General features: G+C 41.1%; 19 protein-coding genes and 1 pseudogene. 15 read left to right on the top strand and 5 right to left on the bottom strand.

The window, feature by feature from the left end; all coding sequences use genetic code 11:
- Positions 1 to 21: 21 nt before the first annotated feature.
- Positions 22 to 276, top strand: coding sequence for a hypothetical protein (locus tag ACKTT2_RS17965; RefSeq protein WP_407889328.1), 255 nt, complete (start codon positions 22 to 24; stop codon positions 274 to 276).
- 393 nt (positions 277 to 669) lie between these two features.
- Positions 670 to 1,047 carry a DUF6632 domain-containing protein gene (locus ACKTT2_RS17960; RefSeq protein ID WP_407889326.1) on the top strand — a complete coding sequence of 126 codons (378 nt, stop codon included), beginning with the start codon at positions 670 to 672 and terminating at the stop codon, positions 1,045 to 1,047.
- Between the two features lie 168 nt (positions 1,048 to 1,215).
- Here ACKTT2_RS17960 and ACKTT2_RS17955 read toward each other — a convergent pair whose 3' ends face one another.
- Positions 1,216 to 2,079, bottom strand: a complete 864-nt coding sequence (locus tag ACKTT2_RS17955; protein WP_407889324.1) for an NmrA family NAD(P)-binding protein — start codon at positions 2,077 to 2,079, stop codon at positions 1,216 to 1,218.
- A 389-nt stretch (positions 2,080 to 2,468) separates the two neighbouring features.
- On the opposite strand from ACKTT2_RS17955, the gene ACKTT2_RS17950 reads away from it, so the two are divergent.
- From ACKTT2_RS17950 to ACKTT2_RS17930, 5 genes are all read left to right on the top strand, one after another.
- Positions 2,469 to 3,956 (top strand): GMC family oxidoreductase, encoded by a 1,488-nt coding sequence (locus ACKTT2_RS17950; RefSeq protein ID WP_407889322.1) that lies wholly within the window; start codon positions 2,469 to 2,471, stop codon positions 3,954 to 3,956.
- A gap of 93 nt (positions 3,957 to 4,049) precedes the next feature.
- Positions 4,050 to 4,388, top strand: coding sequence for a CHAT domain-containing protein (locus ACKTT2_RS17945; RefSeq protein WP_407889319.1), 339 nt, complete (start codon positions 4,050 to 4,052; stop codon positions 4,386 to 4,388).
- Positions 4,389 to 4,402: 14 nt separating this feature from the next.
- Positions 4,403 to 4,555 (top strand): hypothetical protein, encoded by a 153-nt coding sequence (locus ACKTT2_RS17940; protein ID WP_407889317.1) that lies wholly within the window; start codon positions 4,403 to 4,405, stop codon positions 4,553 to 4,555.
- 46 nt (positions 4,556 to 4,601) lie between these two features.
- The gene (locus ACKTT2_RS17935) at positions 4,602 to 4,874 is read left to right on the top strand and encodes a hypothetical protein (RefSeq protein WP_407889315.1); all 273 of its coding nucleotides are present in this window, start codon (positions 4,602 to 4,604) and stop codon (positions 4,872 to 4,874) included.
- Entirely contained in the window at positions 4,855 to 6,252 is a 1,398-nt protein-coding gene (locus tag ACKTT2_RS17930; RefSeq protein ID WP_407889313.1) for a hypothetical protein, read from the top strand. The genes ACKTT2_RS17935 and ACKTT2_RS17930 overlap by 20 nt, the downstream gene beginning before the upstream one ends.
- A gap of 282 nt (positions 6,253 to 6,534) precedes the next feature.
- Here ACKTT2_RS17930 and ACKTT2_RS17925 read toward each other — a convergent pair whose 3' ends face one another.
- On the bottom strand, positions 6,535 to 7,740 hold the full coding sequence (locus ACKTT2_RS17925; protein ID WP_407889311.1) for a WYL domain-containing protein: 1,206 nt from the start codon (positions 7,738 to 7,740) through the stop codon (positions 6,535 to 6,537).
- A 312-nt stretch (positions 7,741 to 8,052) separates the two neighbouring features.
- Here ACKTT2_RS17925 and ACKTT2_RS17920 point away from each other — a divergent pair, with 312 nt between their 5' ends.
- The 3 genes from ACKTT2_RS17920 to ACKTT2_RS17910 are packed head-to-tail and all read left to right on the top strand — an operon-like array spanning position 8,053 to position 10,273.
- Positions 8,053 to 8,460 (top strand): J domain-containing protein, encoded by a 408-nt coding sequence (locus ACKTT2_RS17920; RefSeq protein WP_407889309.1) that lies wholly within the window; start codon positions 8,053 to 8,055, stop codon positions 8,458 to 8,460.
- 47 nt (positions 8,461 to 8,507) lie between these two features.
- A complete protein-coding gene (locus ACKTT2_RS17915; protein WP_407889307.1) occupies positions 8,508 to 9,284 on the top strand; it encodes a nucleotidyltransferase family protein in 777 nt (258 codons plus the stop codon).
- 14 nt (positions 9,285 to 9,298) lie between these two features.
- Positions 9,299 to 10,273 carry a hypothetical protein gene (locus ACKTT2_RS17910; RefSeq protein ID WP_407889305.1) on the top strand — a complete coding sequence of 325 codons (975 nt, stop codon included), beginning with the start codon at positions 9,299 to 9,301 and terminating at the stop codon, positions 10,271 to 10,273.
- Between the two features lie 53 nt (positions 10,274 to 10,326).
- Here ACKTT2_RS17910 and ACKTT2_RS17905 read toward each other — a convergent pair whose 3' ends face one another.
- Positions 10,327 to 11,187 (bottom strand): WYL domain-containing protein, encoded by an 861-nt coding sequence (locus tag ACKTT2_RS17905; protein WP_407889303.1) that lies wholly within the window; start codon positions 11,185 to 11,187, stop codon positions 10,327 to 10,329.
- 105 nt (positions 11,188 to 11,292) lie between these two features.
- On the opposite strand from ACKTT2_RS17905, the gene mblB reads away from it, so the two are divergent.
- The 4 genes from mblB (at position 11,293) to ACKTT2_RS17885 (ending at position 15,833) form a co-directional block, all read left to right on the top strand.
- Positions 11,293 to 12,462: an anti-phage 6A-MBL system MBL-fold protein gene (mblB, locus tag ACKTT2_RS17900; RefSeq protein WP_407889301.1), complete on the top strand. Its 1,170-nt coding sequence runs from the start codon at positions 11,293 to 11,295 to the stop codon at positions 12,460 to 12,462.
- 20 nt (positions 12,463 to 12,482) lie between these two features.
- Positions 12,483 to 14,801, top strand: coding sequence for an anti-phage 6A-MBL system cap2_3 protein (cap2-3, locus tag ACKTT2_RS17895; RefSeq protein ID WP_407889299.1), 2,319 nt, complete (start codon positions 12,483 to 12,485; stop codon positions 14,799 to 14,801).
- 33 nt (positions 14,802 to 14,834) lie between these two features.
- Positions 14,835 to 15,470, top strand: coding sequence for a hypothetical protein (locus ACKTT2_RS17890; RefSeq protein WP_407889297.1), 636 nt, complete (start codon positions 14,835 to 14,837; stop codon positions 15,468 to 15,470).
- Positions 15,471 to 15,614: 144 nt separating this feature from the next.
- Complete coding sequence (locus ACKTT2_RS17885) at positions 15,615 to 15,833, top strand: hypothetical protein (protein ID WP_407889295.1); 219 nt, start codon at positions 15,615 to 15,617, stop codon at positions 15,831 to 15,833.
- A 530-nt stretch (positions 15,834 to 16,363) separates the two neighbouring features.
- Here ACKTT2_RS17885 and ACKTT2_RS17880 read toward each other — a convergent pair.
- Positions 16,364 to 16,723, bottom strand: coding sequence for a helix-turn-helix domain-containing protein (locus ACKTT2_RS17880; protein ID WP_407889293.1), 360 nt, complete (start codon positions 16,721 to 16,723; stop codon positions 16,364 to 16,366).
- A complete protein-coding gene (locus ACKTT2_RS17875) occupies positions 16,720 to 17,079 on the bottom strand; it encodes a type II toxin-antitoxin system RelE/ParE family toxin (RefSeq protein ID WP_407889291.1) in 360 nt (119 codons plus the stop codon). Before ACKTT2_RS17875 ends, ACKTT2_RS17880 begins: the two co-directional genes overlap by 4 nt.
- Before the next feature lie 297 nt (positions 17,080 to 17,376).
- On the opposite strand from ACKTT2_RS17875, the pseudogene ACKTT2_RS17870 reads away from it, so the two are divergent.
- Positions 17,377 to 17,888, top strand: a pseudogene (locus ACKTT2_RS17870) (photosynthetic reaction center family protein); the annotation flags it as partial.

The following is a 17,888-nucleotide window of genomic DNA, read 5'->3' as shown; positions in this document are numbered from 1 at the left end:
TTAGTTAATTCTGACACTGAAATGGAAGTTACATTATATACGTTGTGGGATACCTATGCAAACTATTTACATAACGTACTGAAAAGCTTTGTTACAAAAACGTTGTTGTTGTTGTTTTACTTCTTTATGAATGTGTATATAACGATTCGTTGTCAAAATTCATCGACGGAGGATGATTTACAAATCCTACCCAGCAGTGAGTACCAAATTCGACCCCTGACGAAGTTAGAACCAGAACAGCAGCTTCAAGCGTGGCAGATTTCCGTAGCAGTATAGCCGTAATCGATCGCTTATCGCTTTGGTCATAGTCGGCAGAAGTCCAATTATTTGATTACCGGAGCATGCGCCTGGAGATAGCTCTTTCACTTTTTTCCGTTTTACCAACTTTAACAATTCTAAAGTACCAAGAAAATTTGTTAAAGAGCGCGGTGAACTTCTCTTGAGCAGTTCTCTTGATTATTTACTTGCTTGAAAAAAGCCTTATCCATCAGTAAAACGGGGCTTTGAGGTTTTTGGTAGAACTTAGAGAAGTGTTAAATCAGCTTTCAATCATGAGAAGCATGAAAATTTATAACACTCTAAAGTTGAAGTATCGCTCTGAGGAATAACATTCTTAATATGCATTCTATTGAGAGATACTACTCGGAAAAATAGTAGGAGGTTAGAGCAATGGATGAGCGTCATAGGTACTTGCGAATTGCCCTTATTGTTGTTGGGATTGCTTTTCTCCTTATCTATCCGTTGATGAAGATCTGGTCATCGGGCTGGTTATGGCAACCAGGTCAATACGAATACGAACAGATGATGATTGGTATTTATGCAACGCTCGGTGTCTTTTTGCTATGGGCTTCTCGAAAACCAGAAGCGCATCTGAGTTTAATCTGGTTCACCGTCTGGTCGAGTGCTGTCCACGGGCTAATCATGGCGGTACACGCATTGATTGACACGGAGGAACGTGGACACCTCCTCGGCGACGTTCCAGCATTGATATTGGTGGCAATTGTCCTTGGTTTCCTAGCGCCACGCGAAGTGGTGCCAAGTGCATGACGCACGCATGGCTGCCGCAGATCAAATGCAGCGTCTAGACCTGCCCCTTACCCCATTAATCTATGATGGCGGTTTATTTTCGTCAGTTCGCGCAGCGAACTGACGAAAATAAACCGTCCACACAATACATTGCAATTTCCTCTTGAACACTTGAGTTTGAGCGATGAGTTAAACAACAGAATGCGCTAGTTCTGCGATGTAACTCTCTAATGAAACTACTCCTCGTGTAACAATATCACGGGGTGGCATCTCTCCTTCGATCGCAAGGGTTGTCATGTTGGAGAAGGATGCTGCTGCCGAGTTTGAAAATCCCATATTCCGCATTGTCTCGATCCACTGGTCACGCGGAGTTTCCACTACCTTGACTGGTTTAAGTAAAACTTTGGCAAATGCTTCTGCAACGTTGAGCGAAGAATATCTTTCTGGGCCTTCGATGTTGTGTAGCCCTGTATTCTCTATTGGCTCTGTCATCAAACGCGCTGCCAACTGACCAATATCGCGTGGGGCTACCATCGGCAATGCAAAATCGGTTGGAAAGAAGGTATGGATTACGCCATCCTGTTTAGCGGATTGTAGAGAGAAGTCCCAATTGCTCATATAGTAGGCAGCGCGGATGATACTAAAAGGTATGGACTGGGCGGCGAGTTGCTGCTCCATTTCGTAAAGCACTCCCAAATCGCCAATTTGAGAACCGGGCTGCGCTCCATAAGTCGATTCGGCAACGATTTTCTCTAAGCCAGAGTCTCTTATCGCTTCCAGAATGGATGCCAAGCTTTTTCTTTCTTCGATATCTGTGTCTGTCGCCGGATCGGCAGGTGGATTAAGCAGGAAAAGACGTTTACCCAAAGCAAACACGCGGCGTAGTTCTACGGTATTATGCACGTCTACAACCTCAACTTGAGCGCCGCGCTTCTGCCATTCAGGAATAGACGCAGAACTGCGCGAGACAATGGTTACTGGCTCACCTTGCGATAACAGCGTCTGTGCTACAGCAGAACCAACATGACCATTGCCACCAAGAATAATGTGCATGGGGAAAATCAAGAACGATAGGTACGAAAGAAGTATAGGAAAAGTGCAGTGTTGCACTCAAGCAGCCCAACGGTCGTGTTCAGCGAATACAGACTATCTTTGCGACTCTTTTGAATATCAGTGCAAATAAAATACTTTTAAAGTCCGTAAATTTTCTAGTTGGCTTATGGTTCTGGCTCGTGATTCATGCAGCAATTCTACAAAAGAGCCATTAATTGTAATGTTCAGCCAAAAGTATCAATTTCTCGTGGATGCTCCCGGCGTCATCAACCTTGGGTGTTTTCCCAACAATGGGTCAATGGTAGGATAATTTGTGCCTAAGTCTACTAGGCTATCTCCCATAAGTGGGGTAGCATTGCTTGAAACTTTAAGTCAAGAGTGGGAGCAAAATGACAAAAATCACTCATTATGACTACATTGTTATTGGTGCGGGTTCTGCTGGGAGCATAGTAACCTCAAAACTCGCTGCTTCTGATGAGGGTGTAAGTATTCTCCTTCTCGAAGCTGGAGGAACTCCAGACAACGAAAAGATGTGGACACCAAGCGACTGGTTTGAAGTTTTGCAGAAATGTCCAGAAATTGAGTGGGGTTATCAATCGGTACCCCAACCAAATTTAAACAATCGCGTCATTCAGCTAGCGCAAGCAAAAGTTTTAGGTGGGTGTGCGCTGCATAATGCTATGGTCTACGTGCGGGGTAGCCGTTCTGACTTTGATGCGTGGGGCAAGGTAGCACCTGGTTGGTCATGGAATGATGTTTTGCCACACTTTGAGAACGTAGAGCAGATTATGAAAGTGTTGATAGGGGAAGCGGATGAGTTCATCAACGATTTGTTTACTGCCGCCGCACAATACGGCTTGCCTCATAATCCCAACTACAATACCAGCGAAAGTCAATATGGATACGCTCTATTTCAATTTAATGTAACGAAAGCATCCAATCTGATTCGAGAAACCACATACAGCACTTTCCAGCCAGAACGATATCAGAATGTAACCGTCCACGATCGCGCTTTTGTAAAGAGAATCTTATTCAAGGGTACCAAAGCGATTGGTGTTGAATATGTTAAAGATGGTCAACAACAGCTTGCTTATATACAAAATGAAATTATTCTAAGTGCAGGTGCGATCGCCAGTCCAAAAATCTTGATGCTCTCAGGTATCGGTGACGAAAACGAATTAGCAAAATTTGATATTTCTGTAGTTGCAAACGTTCCAGAAGTAGGTCGTAATTTATACGACGATCTTTTTGTCAGTGCCGGGTTTTTTATTCCCCAAAACAAAGATGTGCCATTCTATTCCTACGGTCTAGCCCCAGCAGTCATCTTCGGTTCTACAGAAAATAGTAGTTCAGTTATTGATATAGAATCCTCAGTAGGCGTTGGAACACTGAAAGGTTTCCCTGGTCCAGAACGTTCTTTTTGGTTGTGGCCAAACATCATGCACCTGAAGAGTAGGGGAACTGTTACCCTGCGCTCAAGCACTCCTGATGACGCTCCTGCGATCGATCCTGGCTACCTGACGGCAGCAGGAGATCTCCAGATGTGTAAAACGGCACTTCAGTTAGGCATCGACATTGGCAATCAACTCGGTTTGAGCCAATGGCGGTCAAAGCAAATTGCTCCTGAAACGGGCGCAGATTTAGAGAGTTACATCAGAGAAACAGCCGGTACAACACAGCACTATTGCGGGACTTGCTCTATGGGGACTGATGAGGATTCCGTAGTAGACACAGAACTCAGGGTGCGCGGTACATCTGGACTGCGTGTCATTGACTCTTCCGTGTTTCCGCTGTCAATTACCGCAAATACGGCAGCAGCAACCATGATGATTGCTGATAAGGGAACTGACATTATCATTAGATCGTTACAGCGTTAAGTACTGGTAGTTTTTTTCTAGAGAATGATGTTTGCTTTCCTCTAGAACTTTGCCCGCCAATAATTCACGGATATTTGCTGACATTGTTGGTATTTGAGTTCTAACGGTCTTAATTGGTATTTATGTACTAATAAAAGTCTGCTTGCTAGAGCAAAAGCAGTCATTGGGAGTCAATGGAAAGTCAATTCTATTGCCACCGCCTTCCTCTTTGATGAGTTCTACAGGCAATTAGAAACGATCGCTCATAAAGCCGTTGCTTTGCAAAATGTCCAAAACTGGCTGCGACGCTCCACAGCTGTTGAACCTAGAGAACGAGCAAAGACCTGGGAGAGTATACTAGAACCAAAAGAACAGTTTCGTTTGCAGAGGGCGCTCAAACGTTTGCACGATAAACATTCGACAATCCTTATTATTGGGCAGCATTTATATTAACTGGTTGTTAAAACATGAATTACAGCGATCGCCTTGACACAGATTTTTTCATGTGTGAAGCTTTTAAGCAAATCCTCGCTTCACCCGACGCCGAAATCGAGAAGAAATTAGGTAGCGAAGCACGGTTTGCGATACGGCTTCAGCCGTTAAGCTTCGCTTATCGCTAACTATTTAACCACACTCCCAAAAGAAGATTTCCAAAATCCGGCTGTGATGGCAAATCACATTGCCGCATTCTGTCAACAACCAGAAAATGAAAATTTACAAGAATGGTGGGGTGACATATACGACAGACTTGATGAAGATGGCATTGATATATTTGTCAAAAAATCCCGCGATCCCGGTGAGGAAGCAGATGATGAAGCTGAAACAAAAAGAATTCTTACAAATGAAGGACGGGATATTGGGAAATATTTGGAACTTTGGGCGAAGGAAGTTCTAAGTCAAAATCATCAAGGGAATAAAAATGCCTCTAACTCAAAATAGCCTCACTGTCAAAGTTGTATCTCCCACGCTGCATCTCTATCATTATATGCTGCGGAATGGCATTAATGAGTCCCCAGATGTTGTACAAAAACGGCGAAAATTCTTCAATGAGAATTTAAAGAAAATCGCTTCTCACTTAATAACCAGTACGGGAAGAAATGGCGAAGATATTGTGCGATTAATTCCTCTTGAAAAAGAATATTATGGAACTGTTCTGGACTTTGACAACGTTCCACCAGAATGTCGCCAGCTTAACAATGACCGACTGTACTTTGAAAGCGGTATTATTCACAGTCGTCTTGCTGCTCGTCGGTTCAATGATACCTACTTCCTCCGTCTCACCAGATATGTTCCTTCAGTACAAGGAGAGCAACCCCTTGAATTATTTGCCAATCTGGGCGAACACCTGAACCACCTTGATGTTGAACTCGGACAAACAGTCATTTTAGCAGGGATTCTGACATCTCAATCTCAATCAACAGATGCAATAGCCGCAGAATGTTTAAGTCATTACTACAGCAAAACTATTTCAACCAAGGAACTCATCGTTAATGAATTTTTAGATTGTCCATTTTATATTTATCCCCAAACAGTCACACTCAACCAGGTAGGTGAAGATTTCATCGAATCAAAAAAACTAGCCTGTGTTTTTCTTTATAAAGACGAGCAAGTAGAGAATCAAGCCAATACAGTTTATAACATATTACAAAACTTACTGCTGAGCTATCATAAAATTCATTATTTCTACTCCCAAAGCCAGATTTTAAAAAAGATACTTGCCAAGCAATATGAAGCGATCGAACACCTCACAAGCGATTACGCTCAACGAAAATGGGATAGACTCTCTCTCCTCAAACTTCCACAAGAATCCCTTGATTACTTCAAACGCCTTTCCTTTCTTGAAGACCAAGCCAGATTAGTTGAAGTTCATCAAAGTAACTATAGAGAATGTCTCGAACAACTCGAGCAAAAAACCGGACACAAAGCTGCTGTATTTTTTACTGACTTCGAGAAAGATATTGCTTTTTATCTAGAGCAGATGAAAGCCAACATTGGTTTTCTCAGTCCTGGAGTCCAACTCTACGAGAAGCTAATGCTGAGCGTTCAAACCCAAGTCAGTATAAGTGAAGATGCTATTCGAGATAGACAAGCTAAACTCGGACAACTTTTTACAGGTTTAGGTGCAGCCATTGCTATTGGTCAAATCATTTCCCAACCAATGACAAGTACATTATCTTTATATTTTGATAAAGGAAAAAATCAACCCTCAGTCACTAGCTTATGGTTGGGTGCATTACTAACTGTTATTTTAAGTATTATGGTAGGCTATGCTATTAGTGTTCAGTTTTATCAACGGTTCACAAAAGATAGATTTTAAAAATTAAAGGTAATGGGGAAGGAACATCCTGATGTCGTGTCATTGGTAACAAGTCAAGCTTGTATGGCAGTTGTCAAGGGGTTTTCGACAAGCTATAAGCCGAATTTTGAACTAATGGTGGAGTAAGAAAAAAAAACCGGAGGAAATGGGTGGTCTGTTGTAGCGCAAAAACCAAACCATAAATTTATACCATTTTGTTTCGATCTGCAAAATAATTTCTTGCTGTAGAGATAATCAGAGTTTTTGATAAGAGCTTTGATTGACCTAGAATTCAGTAAATTATTAATCAGATCTCGTCAAATTATATGAGTGACAAAGGGCTATAAGTTTTTGTTTAAAGCGCTCGCGCACGCTATCTGGTGCCACAATTACACAATCTGGTGCATAGCGTATTACTTCTCGGAAGAACCAGAAGGTACTAGAAACTTCTCGCAGCACTTTTCTTACTTGTTGTCCATTAACGTTCAACAATTGATTACTGATATCGTTATTTTTCTTTGATTTGTAACCATGCACCAAACGTCCGAAGAGATGCATTTCAACCGTTATTGAATTTAAATCAGGTAGCCATTTTCCATCTATAGGGCTAACTTTGGCTTCTAAAATGCGATCTAAGCGAAAGATCCAGTTGTGACGCAACTGCTCTACATCCTGATTTCCTTCTGTTTCTTCACACCAACAATCAAGATACTGTTGTTCTTCATGAAGAACTACTTTGGCATGATGTACAGTAAATTTACACAAGTTACCTGTTGGCTCTTGATAAGATAACTGAAATGGTTGCTGGCGATGAATGTAGTCATCTATGTCCCGCCGCCACGGCTCTTGATGGGTTCTAAGGAAATCTTCTATTTCTGTTCTCAACGGAATGCTTAACTCACGACGCTCAAGAAGTAAATTGGCAATGCTCAGAGCTTCTTGCAGTTGTCCCATGTCAGTAAACAAACGAAGCGCTTTCTGGAGTATCTCAATGCGTTCATCTGACCAAACATTTTTCTTTGTATCGCTATTATCAAACAAAGGTTGATTGGGGCTATTTATATTAAGCTCATCGGTAACTTCTGATTTTTGCTTTGATTTGGGGGTACGTCTCCGGTTCCATTCTTGTGTAAACTTCTCTAAATTTATTTCCTTATTTGTTGACCATAGCTTTAGAGTAAAGTGCCACTTTTCTGAGCCTCTTTCATGTTCTCGATTATCTTCCAAAATGTCCAAGAAGTTTTTCATATTATTAAGTGCTTCTCGAATTTGTACTTTAGTTAACTTTTCTTCATACTTATACTTACAACTTAGTTCTTCCAAGACTCTAAGAGTAGTTCGGATTACAAGCTTAGGACTTGCACTGCCTTGTTCCTTCCAACGACAATCAAGAATTAGGCTCTCACACCCGTCTAACGTATAGTCCTTAAAGTTCAAGATGGCTCCCAGTAGATGTTTTGCTCTGTCCCTGATTACTGGACCGTGGCTATCTTTACGTTTTTTAGACATAAGTTAAACTGAACTGCTTTTCAAAAAGTTTGAGGTAATAAAAAAGTTTAGGGGGGACGTAAAGAATTTTTCTCCCGCAAACTCAATTTAACTCGATAATAAGCAGGTTTTAGCAGTTTGACAACAGTAGTTGCATTAGGTGACTCCCTCAAAGAGAAACTGTTTACATTAACAGTTGCACCTTACCAAGAAAATTTCCAGCATGAATCACTCTCAAACTGCGTCGATTGCTGTTGAGCAAACCAGTCAATTCGACCATAACCATAAATTTACACATATTCAGCATTACTTATGTCAGAGAGGTAAAGCAGCATGAATCGTCCAGAGGTGATTCACACACTTCATTCCCTGCTTGAAACTCAGCGTAGGAAAGGCTATCAACGGGGCTGGGTTTGGCATCAAATCTCTAGTACATTCGCTCCATTTTCTGAGTCAGAATTACAATATATTGCTACTACTTTGGAGTATAAACCAGGATGGGTTAGGTATCAGCTCAAGAGTCAGCAGCAAACTCAACAGGTGTATCAACCTCTTAGTCAACTCCAAGAAAGTTTGAATGTATTAGAATTAGACTTTCCTTTTACTTTGGAAGAACTGAAACGTGCCTATAGGACAAAAGCATTAAAAGTACATCCAGATCGAGGAGGTTCACACGAAAGTTTTGTGGCGCTGAACAAAGCTTACAAATCTTTGAGAAATTATCTACTTGTTGAAGTGTAGCATGACGGAAATTCAGTTAAATTAGATAAGAATAATAGGAGTGTAAAGTGCATATCCCTTTAGTTAAAATTACTGATTTAGAGCAGCAAAAGACATATAAACCTGTTACCGAAAGTTTAAAGCTTGCTCTAATTGAGCGTCTCCAATGGAATTTTGACCAAGTAATCAATAGTGATAGAGTTTTGTGCGATATTCTGACCGCTTTGTATAACCAATCTGCTAAAGCAGTTGTGTTTGGAGGATGGGTTCGTGACCATGTTTCCAGTTATGTGTTACAACAAAACTTTCAACCCCGTGATATTGATGTTGTCGTAGACGGTTTAGACTTTCATCAGCTTCAGAAGTTACTACCATCAGACAATAAAGTTAATATTTTTTGTGGTTTCTCAATTGAAACTTCAACAAATAAAATAGATATTTGGTTATTGAAAGATACTTATCTAATTAAAGAATTAAATCTTGAACTAAATTTTGACATTTTACCACAAACTACAGTATTCCGGATCAATTCGATTATCTTTAAACCCGAACAGCTATGGTCAGTACCTGATATATATGATTTTGGCTGTATCGATGCTTTAAAAGATAAAGTTTTAGATTTTCAATCCTGTCTTATTCCATTTCCTGAGATTCAAGTGGCTCGCGCTATTGTATATTCAGTAAAACTTAACTTGAAGATAAAACCAGAAATAATCAATTTTATCAGGATGATATGTAATAGTGAAGAAGTTAGAGCTAATCTCACAAATAATTTACTTATAAACTGTCCCCGGCAGTTACTTACAAAATGTCTTACTTTATTAAAAAGTATAACTGAGTCATAAGTGTTTCAACCAATATGAATAATGTGGCGGGTAAAACATATAAAGGTTTTGACCAAAAACTTTCACTACTTGTACAGATACTATCAAAATGTCGTTGTTCTCTATGGATCTGTGACCAAAATACATATTGGTTATACTATATTTTTCCTACATTTTGGGCATCTGCTATTCGGGGAGTTCAAATCTTCCTAGTTACAGTACATTCAATAGAGCCAAAAGAAAAGTATAGGCGATGGCTTTTAAAACAAATTGGTGTAGAGATATATGTAACAAGTTCTCTACCATTTAATGGTTTCTTATTCGAGCAAGACAAAGATACAAGATTAGCTTTAGTGAGTGATAAAGAAGAAGCAGTGAACTTCTACCTTAATTACACCGAAGAGACAGGAAGAGTATATTCTGCCAGTTCCGATGCTCAAGTTATACAGAATTTTTGGAATTATCTAGAGCCTTGGCAGAAACAAGTATCCTCAATTGAACTGAAACAGCTATTTTTTCAAACTTGCTCAGAAACAGAAATTTTTGATAAATTGCGGTGTGTAGAACAATATAAATATGCCAAATTTTCTTTGCAAATTATTGATATTAATAATATTCTGCTTTTACAACGTTATATTAAAGAATACAAATTGAATCAAGTCAATCAGATGATTACTAATTTATACACACCTGGTGGCTTTGAACTCTTTGAACCTTTGAAGCTAACATTTGATGATGGCACATATTCAATCATTACACCACCTGTATTAGAAACTAAGGGAGAAAAGCTTATAGTAATTGAAGGTAACACTAGGATTTTTTATTGTTGGCAAAATGGCTTGTCTCATATAAAAGTAGTAGTTGTAGATAATGTTGAAGAATCACTACCTGGTGAACCAGTTTCAATAAAAAATGCCAACTTAACTTCCGTAACGTTACCTTTAGATAGTCTAATTCATAAGTTGGATCGGCAAAAATTCCGAAGAATAGAGGAAAAAATTCACCTATAGTGATTTCCTATACATTACCCTAATAACAATAAATACTGTTTTGGGTACTAATCTTAAATTTCCATATCATAACGCTCATAGAAAGATATTATTTTTTGTTTCAGCCTTCCGCGCACACTTTCGGGTGAAACAATTACAATATCTGGCGCATCCCGCAAAACTTCGCGAATAAACCAGTAGGTACTAGAGATGCGCCTGACTACTCGTCGCATCGGTGGAGAAGTAGGTAACAACTCACTTTCTGTATCCTCATTTCTGGTTTTGTAAGCAAAAGCCAAACGACCAAATATATGCATTTCTACTGGTAGTTCCGCTAAATTTGAGCGCCACTTTCCAGTCAGGGGGAATACACCTGCTTCCGAAATTCTATCTAACCGTAAACTCCAGTTGTGGTGCAATTGTTCTACATCCTGATTTCCTTCTGTTTCTTCACACCAGCAATCAAGATACTGTCGTTCTTCGTGAGGAACTACTTTGGCATGACGGACAGTAAAGTTCCACAACTTACCTGTTGCATCTTGGTAGGAAAGCTGAAATGGTTGCTCGCGACAAATGTAACGGTTGACTTCTATCCGCCAAGCTGGAGGAGGGTTGCCTAAAAAGCGTTCTACTTCTGCTCGTAAAGGCAATGATAGTTCGCTGCGTTGCAACAGTAAATCAGCAACTACTAGGGCTTCTTCTATTTTGCCAGCATCCGTTAAAGCATCTACAGCTTGCTTTAGGGCTGTGATGAGGGTTTCTGACCAATCATTATTGGGAGCAATAACTAATTTACGACGAGCGATCGCCTCCACCAGTTTAGAGATATTTGGGCGATTTCCCCACTTCATTCCAAATTCGAGGGCGATTTTCTCTAACTGAGCTTTATCCAACTCCGATATGGAAAGGTTAATCGCACGGCTCTTTTTATTCATGGTAACTCCTGAAAAAAATGTGCGTACACTTTATGAGCACACTTTTCAAATTTCTATGTTTTACGTGCCATAATTGTTGCATAAACTAAATTTGCTCACAAAGTTATGCGTATGGTATCGAAACTGACTTTTTTCCCTGTCGATAATGGTGATATGACGTTGATTGAGTTGGAAAGCGGCAGGACAATACTTATCGATGTGAATATTCGAGCGGCGGCTGACGACTTTAACGACTCAACACCAAATGTGGCAAGAATGCTGCGGGAGAAGTTAAAACGCGATCGCCAAGGACGCTTGTATGTTGACGTGTTTTTGCTCTCGCACCCTGACCAAGACCACTGTCGGGGACTGGACAGGCATTTTCATTTGGGTTCACCGGATACGTACTCCAAATCTGACGAGAAAATTTTCATTCGAGAAATATGGTCGTCGCCAATCGTGTTTCGCCGTGCCTCAAGGATACTGACTCTATGTGAAGATGCCAAAGCATTTAACACTGAAGCAAGACGACGGGTGAAATACTATCGGGATAACCGTTTGTTCGGCGTAGGGGATGGTAATCGCATCCAGATAATGGGCGAAGACGAAAATGGCAAAACCGATGATTTAGGTTCTATCTTGGTAAAAGTTGGTGAATTGGTTACCAAGGTCAATGGGGTTGTAGACTCCAGCATGACTGCTCGATTGCTTGGTCCTCTACCTAAATTTGACAACGAGGAGGAAGAAGAAGCCCTAGCCAAAAATCGCTCAAGTGTAATTCTCCGTTTTGACATCAAAGGTGGTGGAGTTGATGCTGCTTGCCGCTTTCTTACTGGTGGCGATGCAGAGGTAGTTGTTTGGGAACGTCTGTGGACGGAACATAAAAATACTGATTGGCTTGAATACGATATTCTCCAGACTCCACACCATTGTTCTTGGCGCTCCTTGTCCCATGATAGTTGGAGTGATTTAGGTGAAAAAGCTAAAGTGAGCAAAGATGCTAGGAGTGCTCTTTCCCAAAGGCGTAATGGTGCTGTGATTGTAGCAAGTTGTAAGCCCATTAGCGCAAACGATTCTGACCCTCCATGTATCCGCGCCAAGCGAGAATATGAGGTGATTGCCAAGGAAGTAACTGGGTCGTTCAAATGTACGGGGGAATATCCAACTAAAACATCTCCAGGTATTATGGAATTTGAAATTGGACAAGATGGACCCCGACCTAAGAGCCAGCCAATGCGGGGGCCAATTATATACACTAGTGGTGCTGTTGGTCGGCAACCACTAGCTCATGGATAAAGGAAAGGAGCGTGTTTGTAATGTCCGGGATTGAAGGCAAGCAATTTTCTTTTCCTAACGGGATCGAGGCAGAAATTCAGCGCGGTATTGCCTCAATTGCAAACCACCCATCAGTAAATGAAATAATACGGGTGCATCTAAATACTGAAAATAACAGTGTTAATGCGGTGGTCGCAGTACAACTTGGACTTCCAAACAAATGGATGGCGACGGGTGCAAGTCCAAACGGAGTTTTTGCAGTTGAGGCTGTGACTTTTTCGTTCCCACAAAGCTTTCCCATTCACGCACCAACAGTAAAGCTACGCGCAGATTTTGACAGATCCCTTGCCCATGTGCAACCTGGTCCATCCGGGGAAGCTGTTCTTCCCTGTATTTATGATGGCGATATCAATGAACTACTGCACGCTCAAGGACTGTGGGCAATTGTAGACCAAGTGGTGTTTTGGCTTGAGAAGGCTGCAATGAACCAGCTAATTGACCCTAATCAAGGTTGGGAACCAGTCAGGAGAGATAGCCTTGAGGATTTTATCATTGCGGATAGCGATTATTTACGTAGCTTGGTAAATAGTAATAATGGTTACGTATTTTTAGAATTTGGTTACTTAAAACTCAACAAACCAAAGCCGCCCAATAGTTTATCCAAGCAATATTTCATTTACGGACAGATAGGTACGCACCCGCTGAAATTAAGAGAATTGGATGTGCTTTTCTATGAAATGATGGGCACTAAATCTTCGCATGGACGCAGCCTTGCTGTTATTGTTACTCCCGATCGGCTTCCAAATGGTGAACTTCAAATTGCAGGTAGGTATTTCCCAGAAAGCGTAACTGACGTTGGTAGCCTGCAGGAGCGAGCGAAAGAATGTGGGTGTTACAAAAACTTTGAAAGAGCGCTTTCTTTACTCAAGCAAAGACTTAGCTTACTAAATTCTCAAGGTGCAACATTTCCAATAGCTGTTGTTCTATGCGTTCGCCGTCCATTTCATCTCATTGGGGAATCATCTGACATTGAGTTACTCCCCTATATTGTTGAGGTAGGGGCACCAAAACTGTTAGTTGAAGGTGATAAAACGCCTGTTTGGAGCGCAGGTCATAAATACGCTATAACTCCAAAATTGCTACGAGCATTTTCCAGTGAGCAACCATTACCCGCAAATCAAGATGTTGTTCTTGTTGGTTGCGGGAGCCTGGGGTCAAAAATTGCAGTCCACATGGCTCGCTCTGGTGCGGCACCATCAATTGTCATTGATAAAAAAAGCTTATCACCGCATAATGCCGCACGCCATGCACTTTTACCGGAAGCCAGAGATAAAGATGTGATGTGGCTCGGTTCTAAAGCTAAAGCACTTGCACTTGCTATTAAAGGTCTCGCACAAAAATCAAAAGGTTTTGATGTAGATGTTACTCAAGCAGTCCACAATTTAACACTATTAAAGGAGCTTTTCCCAAGAAATACATGGGCAGTTATCAATACAACAGCATCGTTGACTGTACGAGAAGCCTTGGCTGCGATTGGATTGAAGAAATTGCGATCTCGAGTTATTGAGGCATTACTTTTTGCTAGCGGTCAAGTTGGACTAATGACTGTTGAAGGACCTGACAGAAACCCAAATTCGGTTGACCTTATTGCCCAAGCATATGAGGTGATGAGGACAAATGAGCAATTAAGGAATGCGGTATTTGTAGCCGAAGATTCAACACCTTATTACGCTACAGGTCAAGGATGCGGCTCAACAACTATGATTATTTCTGATGCCAAAATATCGATGCTAGCGGCATCAATAGCTATAGGTATTTCTAAAATGCGTGCTGAAGGTTTGCCAGAAGCAGGTGGTCGTATTTTTGTGGGAACGGTTACAAATGATGAGATGGGACTTAACTGGACGCACATGAATGTGTCCCCTGTTCATGTTGTAACTATTAATGGGAACTCTTCATGGACTGTTAGGATAGCTGAAACCGCCCATCAGAAGATTTTGAAAGACTGTGCAGAGCATCCTTTGGTAGAAACAGGTGGTATTCTCGTTGGGCGGATATCCGAGACACAGCAAGCTTTTGTGGTGACAGATGTTTTGCCAGCACCGCAAGATAGCCGCCGCTTAAAGTATGAGTTTATGCTGGGTACGAATGCTGTTAAGGAAATGCTGGAGGAGTATTCATCATCGTGCAATTACGCGCTTTATTGTTTGGGAACATGGCATAGCCACCTTAGCGATTCCGAACCCTCAGAACGCGATTTGCAGACAGCGCTGGAAATAGCAAGCTGTCAATTTATTCCTTCAGTTCTACTAATAAAAACACCTGTAAATTATTGTGCTGTTTCGGCATCAATCTCTTAATTTATTTAGCAATAAAGTAAGGTATATCTAATAATGTCTGGTAAAACTAAAACCTTGAATCAGGAAAATAGCTTGTCTATTACTGCTTATCTTATCATTAATGTCCTAATATTTGTAATTTTGAAACTTGGCTTACCAATTAACAATACCATCGAGTCAATGGTAAGCAAACTACTAACTTCCGCAACATGGTTGCTTATTTTGGGGATTTTTACACAAATTATCAATAGTCAATTCAGTTCTTCAATGAAAGCAGTTCTAGTTTTTTGGAGATTCAAAGAACCACTTCCAGGTTATAGAGCTTTTTCATATTTTATATATAGAGATCCAAGAATAGACCCTAATTTATTAAAAGCTAAACTTGGTAACCTGCCGAGCAAGCCAATGGAGCAAAATAGGTTATGGTACAAGCTATACAAAAAACATGAGTCAAAAAAAGCTGTTATAGACGCACATCAAAAATTTCTCTTGACAAGAGATTTAGCTAGCTCTAGCTTTTTATGTTTTATATTTTTAGGTATACCTGGATATTTTTTCTTAGCAAATACACAGATTTGGAGAATCTATGCATTTATACTGTTAATTATGTTTATTATCATCTCTAACGCTGCTAGGCATTGCGGTGAAAAGTTGGTCGGCAATGTATTGGCTGAAGAAAGTAGCATTTAGGTTTTAAGTTTGTGACAAGAACTACTCTACTTTGACGCATTGCTGACGATACTGCGGACGGCGTTGCATTCAGTTCGTCCACTATCCTGTTCCCTTTTTCCATGAGAAAATAGGAAAGTATCCAGTTTTTAATTTTAAATGAATATGAGCATCGCAGACTTATTACCGACTTTGAAAAAGCTGTCTCGCGCAGACAAACTGAAAGTGATGCAGTTTTTAGTGCAAGAAATGGCTACTGAAGAAGAGATATTATCGCTGCAATCAGGTGAAACTTATCATGTATGGTCGCCATACAACTCTCATAAGGCTGCTCAAAAATTAGCAACACTGCTAGAGTCAGACAAACAAACAAGCGATGCTTAATTCCCAAAGGTTTCCCTTTGTTGAAGGTCGTGATATATTTGGGGACTGCCGATTTCGTCCCTCAATTACCCTTGATACTAGGTTATCGAAATTCAACCGTGGAAGTATCAGCTTTGCTAGACACAGGAGCTAGTGTCAATGTTTTACCATATAACATTGGTATTCAGTTGCTGTACCCGAACGGAGGAATTGCTTGGAAAGTGTTCTACAAACACCAGACTTCTCCTCTTAAAAGGAACAAGCCTTAAGAATTCTGACAGCAAAACTTTTTGTCCGTTCAGCAATCCTGATATTAACTATCATAAAGTTATCTATTTTGTTACTAATAATTTTCTCATTTTTTGAGTTTAAATTCAACTGAATTTAATTACGAATTACGAATTACGAATTACGAATTACGAATTGGAGCGAAGCGGCTGGCTACCTTCTAATATCTCAACAGTATGCAATACTGCTCGTGTGGGTTCATGTGCTTATACGTACTCGAACCCACACCAAGTCATCGGTAAGCACCACTAGCTAACCATCTCTCAAAACTCTTCGCCGTCGCGAGCATGACGTGGGGATGAATCGTTATTCTGTAACGCGACATGGTTTATACATACCGACCTATTCGGAAAACGCGCCATAATCACTAGTTCCCCGCCCATCGCTTCTATCACTTTCTTAAGGTGGCTGAGGTGGATATCCTTTCTGTTTTCCATGCGGGATACCGCAGCCTGCTTAATCCCAAGCCGCTCGCTTAAATCCGTCTGGTGCAGGTCAAGGGCTTCGCGCAGTTCCTGAAGGGTCATTTCTTCGTGCAACTGGTTGGTTAAAGAAGCGATTTTTGCCTTTCGTTCCGGCGAAAAATCTTTTGTAAGTTCTGAAAATGGTTTATGTCCTGTCATAGCTTGCCCTCTTTCTTCAATTCCTCTATATACTCGTCATAAAGCCTGTTGGCTATGGGTATGTATTCCTCATAAAAACGGTCATTGCCCGTTTTATCTCCTCCTATCAGGAGAATGGCGCTGCGTCTGGGGTCAAACGCATAAAATACCCTTACAGGGTTGCCTCTGTGCTGTATGCGTAACTCCCGCATGTGCTTTTGACGTGAATCCGCTATACTGGACGAATACGGAAACCCGAGGGCGGTTCCTTTCTCAGCTAAAAGGTTAACAACGGCGCTGATACTATCCTGCATATCTTCTTCAAGCGTTTCCCACCAGTCCCCGAACTCGTTGGTATATTCTACATTCCACGTCATGCTATTTTATATTACCTTGGTGTAATATTCAAGGAAAATAGCAGGGGTGGTTACGACTGTCAACTATCAGAGGGCGACAGGGCATAAATAATAGGTTGGCAAATATAAGGCAGTGTCATTTTGTCAAAATCAGGTCTCTGCCTCAGCCCAACTCATGAATCATAACTCAAGCTAATCTTTCTTATTACTTTTAATAAGCTTCCAAGTATTGTAAAGTTAAGTAACTGATTGTAAAGTAAAGTGACAGGCGCAAAACAAGCCTGATTCATTCATAAATATAACCGCAATTATAAAACCATGACAGCCACCTTACAACGCGCCCGTAGCGCAAGCGTCTGGGAGCAGTTCTGTAACTGGATCACTTCTACCGAAAACCGCCTTTACATCGGCTGGTTCGGCGTACTGATGATTCCCACACTGCTTTCCGCAGCTATCTGCTTCATCATCGCCTTCATCGCTGCTCCTCCCGTGGACATCGATGGTATCCGCGAACCTGTTGCAGGTTCCTTGCTCTACGGTAACAACATCATCTCCGGTGCAGGTTGTACAACGGTGGTCCTTACCAGTTGGTTGTGTTCCACTTCCTGATTGGCGTATTCTGCTACTTAGGTCGTGAGTGGGAATTATCCTACCGCTTGGGAATGCGTCCTTGGATTTGCGTAGCATTCAGCGCACCTGTAGCAGCTGCTACCGCAGTGTTCTTAATCTACCCCATTGGACAAGGTTCTTTCTCTGATGGTATGCCCTTGGGAATCTCTGGAACCTTCAACTTCATGTTGGTGTTCCAAGCAGAGCACAACATCCTCATG

This window comes from Scytonema hankhaensis NUACC26, assembly GCF_045865695.1.
GTDB lineage: Bacteria > Cyanobacteriota > Cyanobacteriia > Cyanobacteriales > Nostocaceae > Scytonema.
The sequence above is the reverse complement of the archived record's forward strand: the minus strand, read 5'-3'. Positions and strand labels throughout refer to the sequence as shown.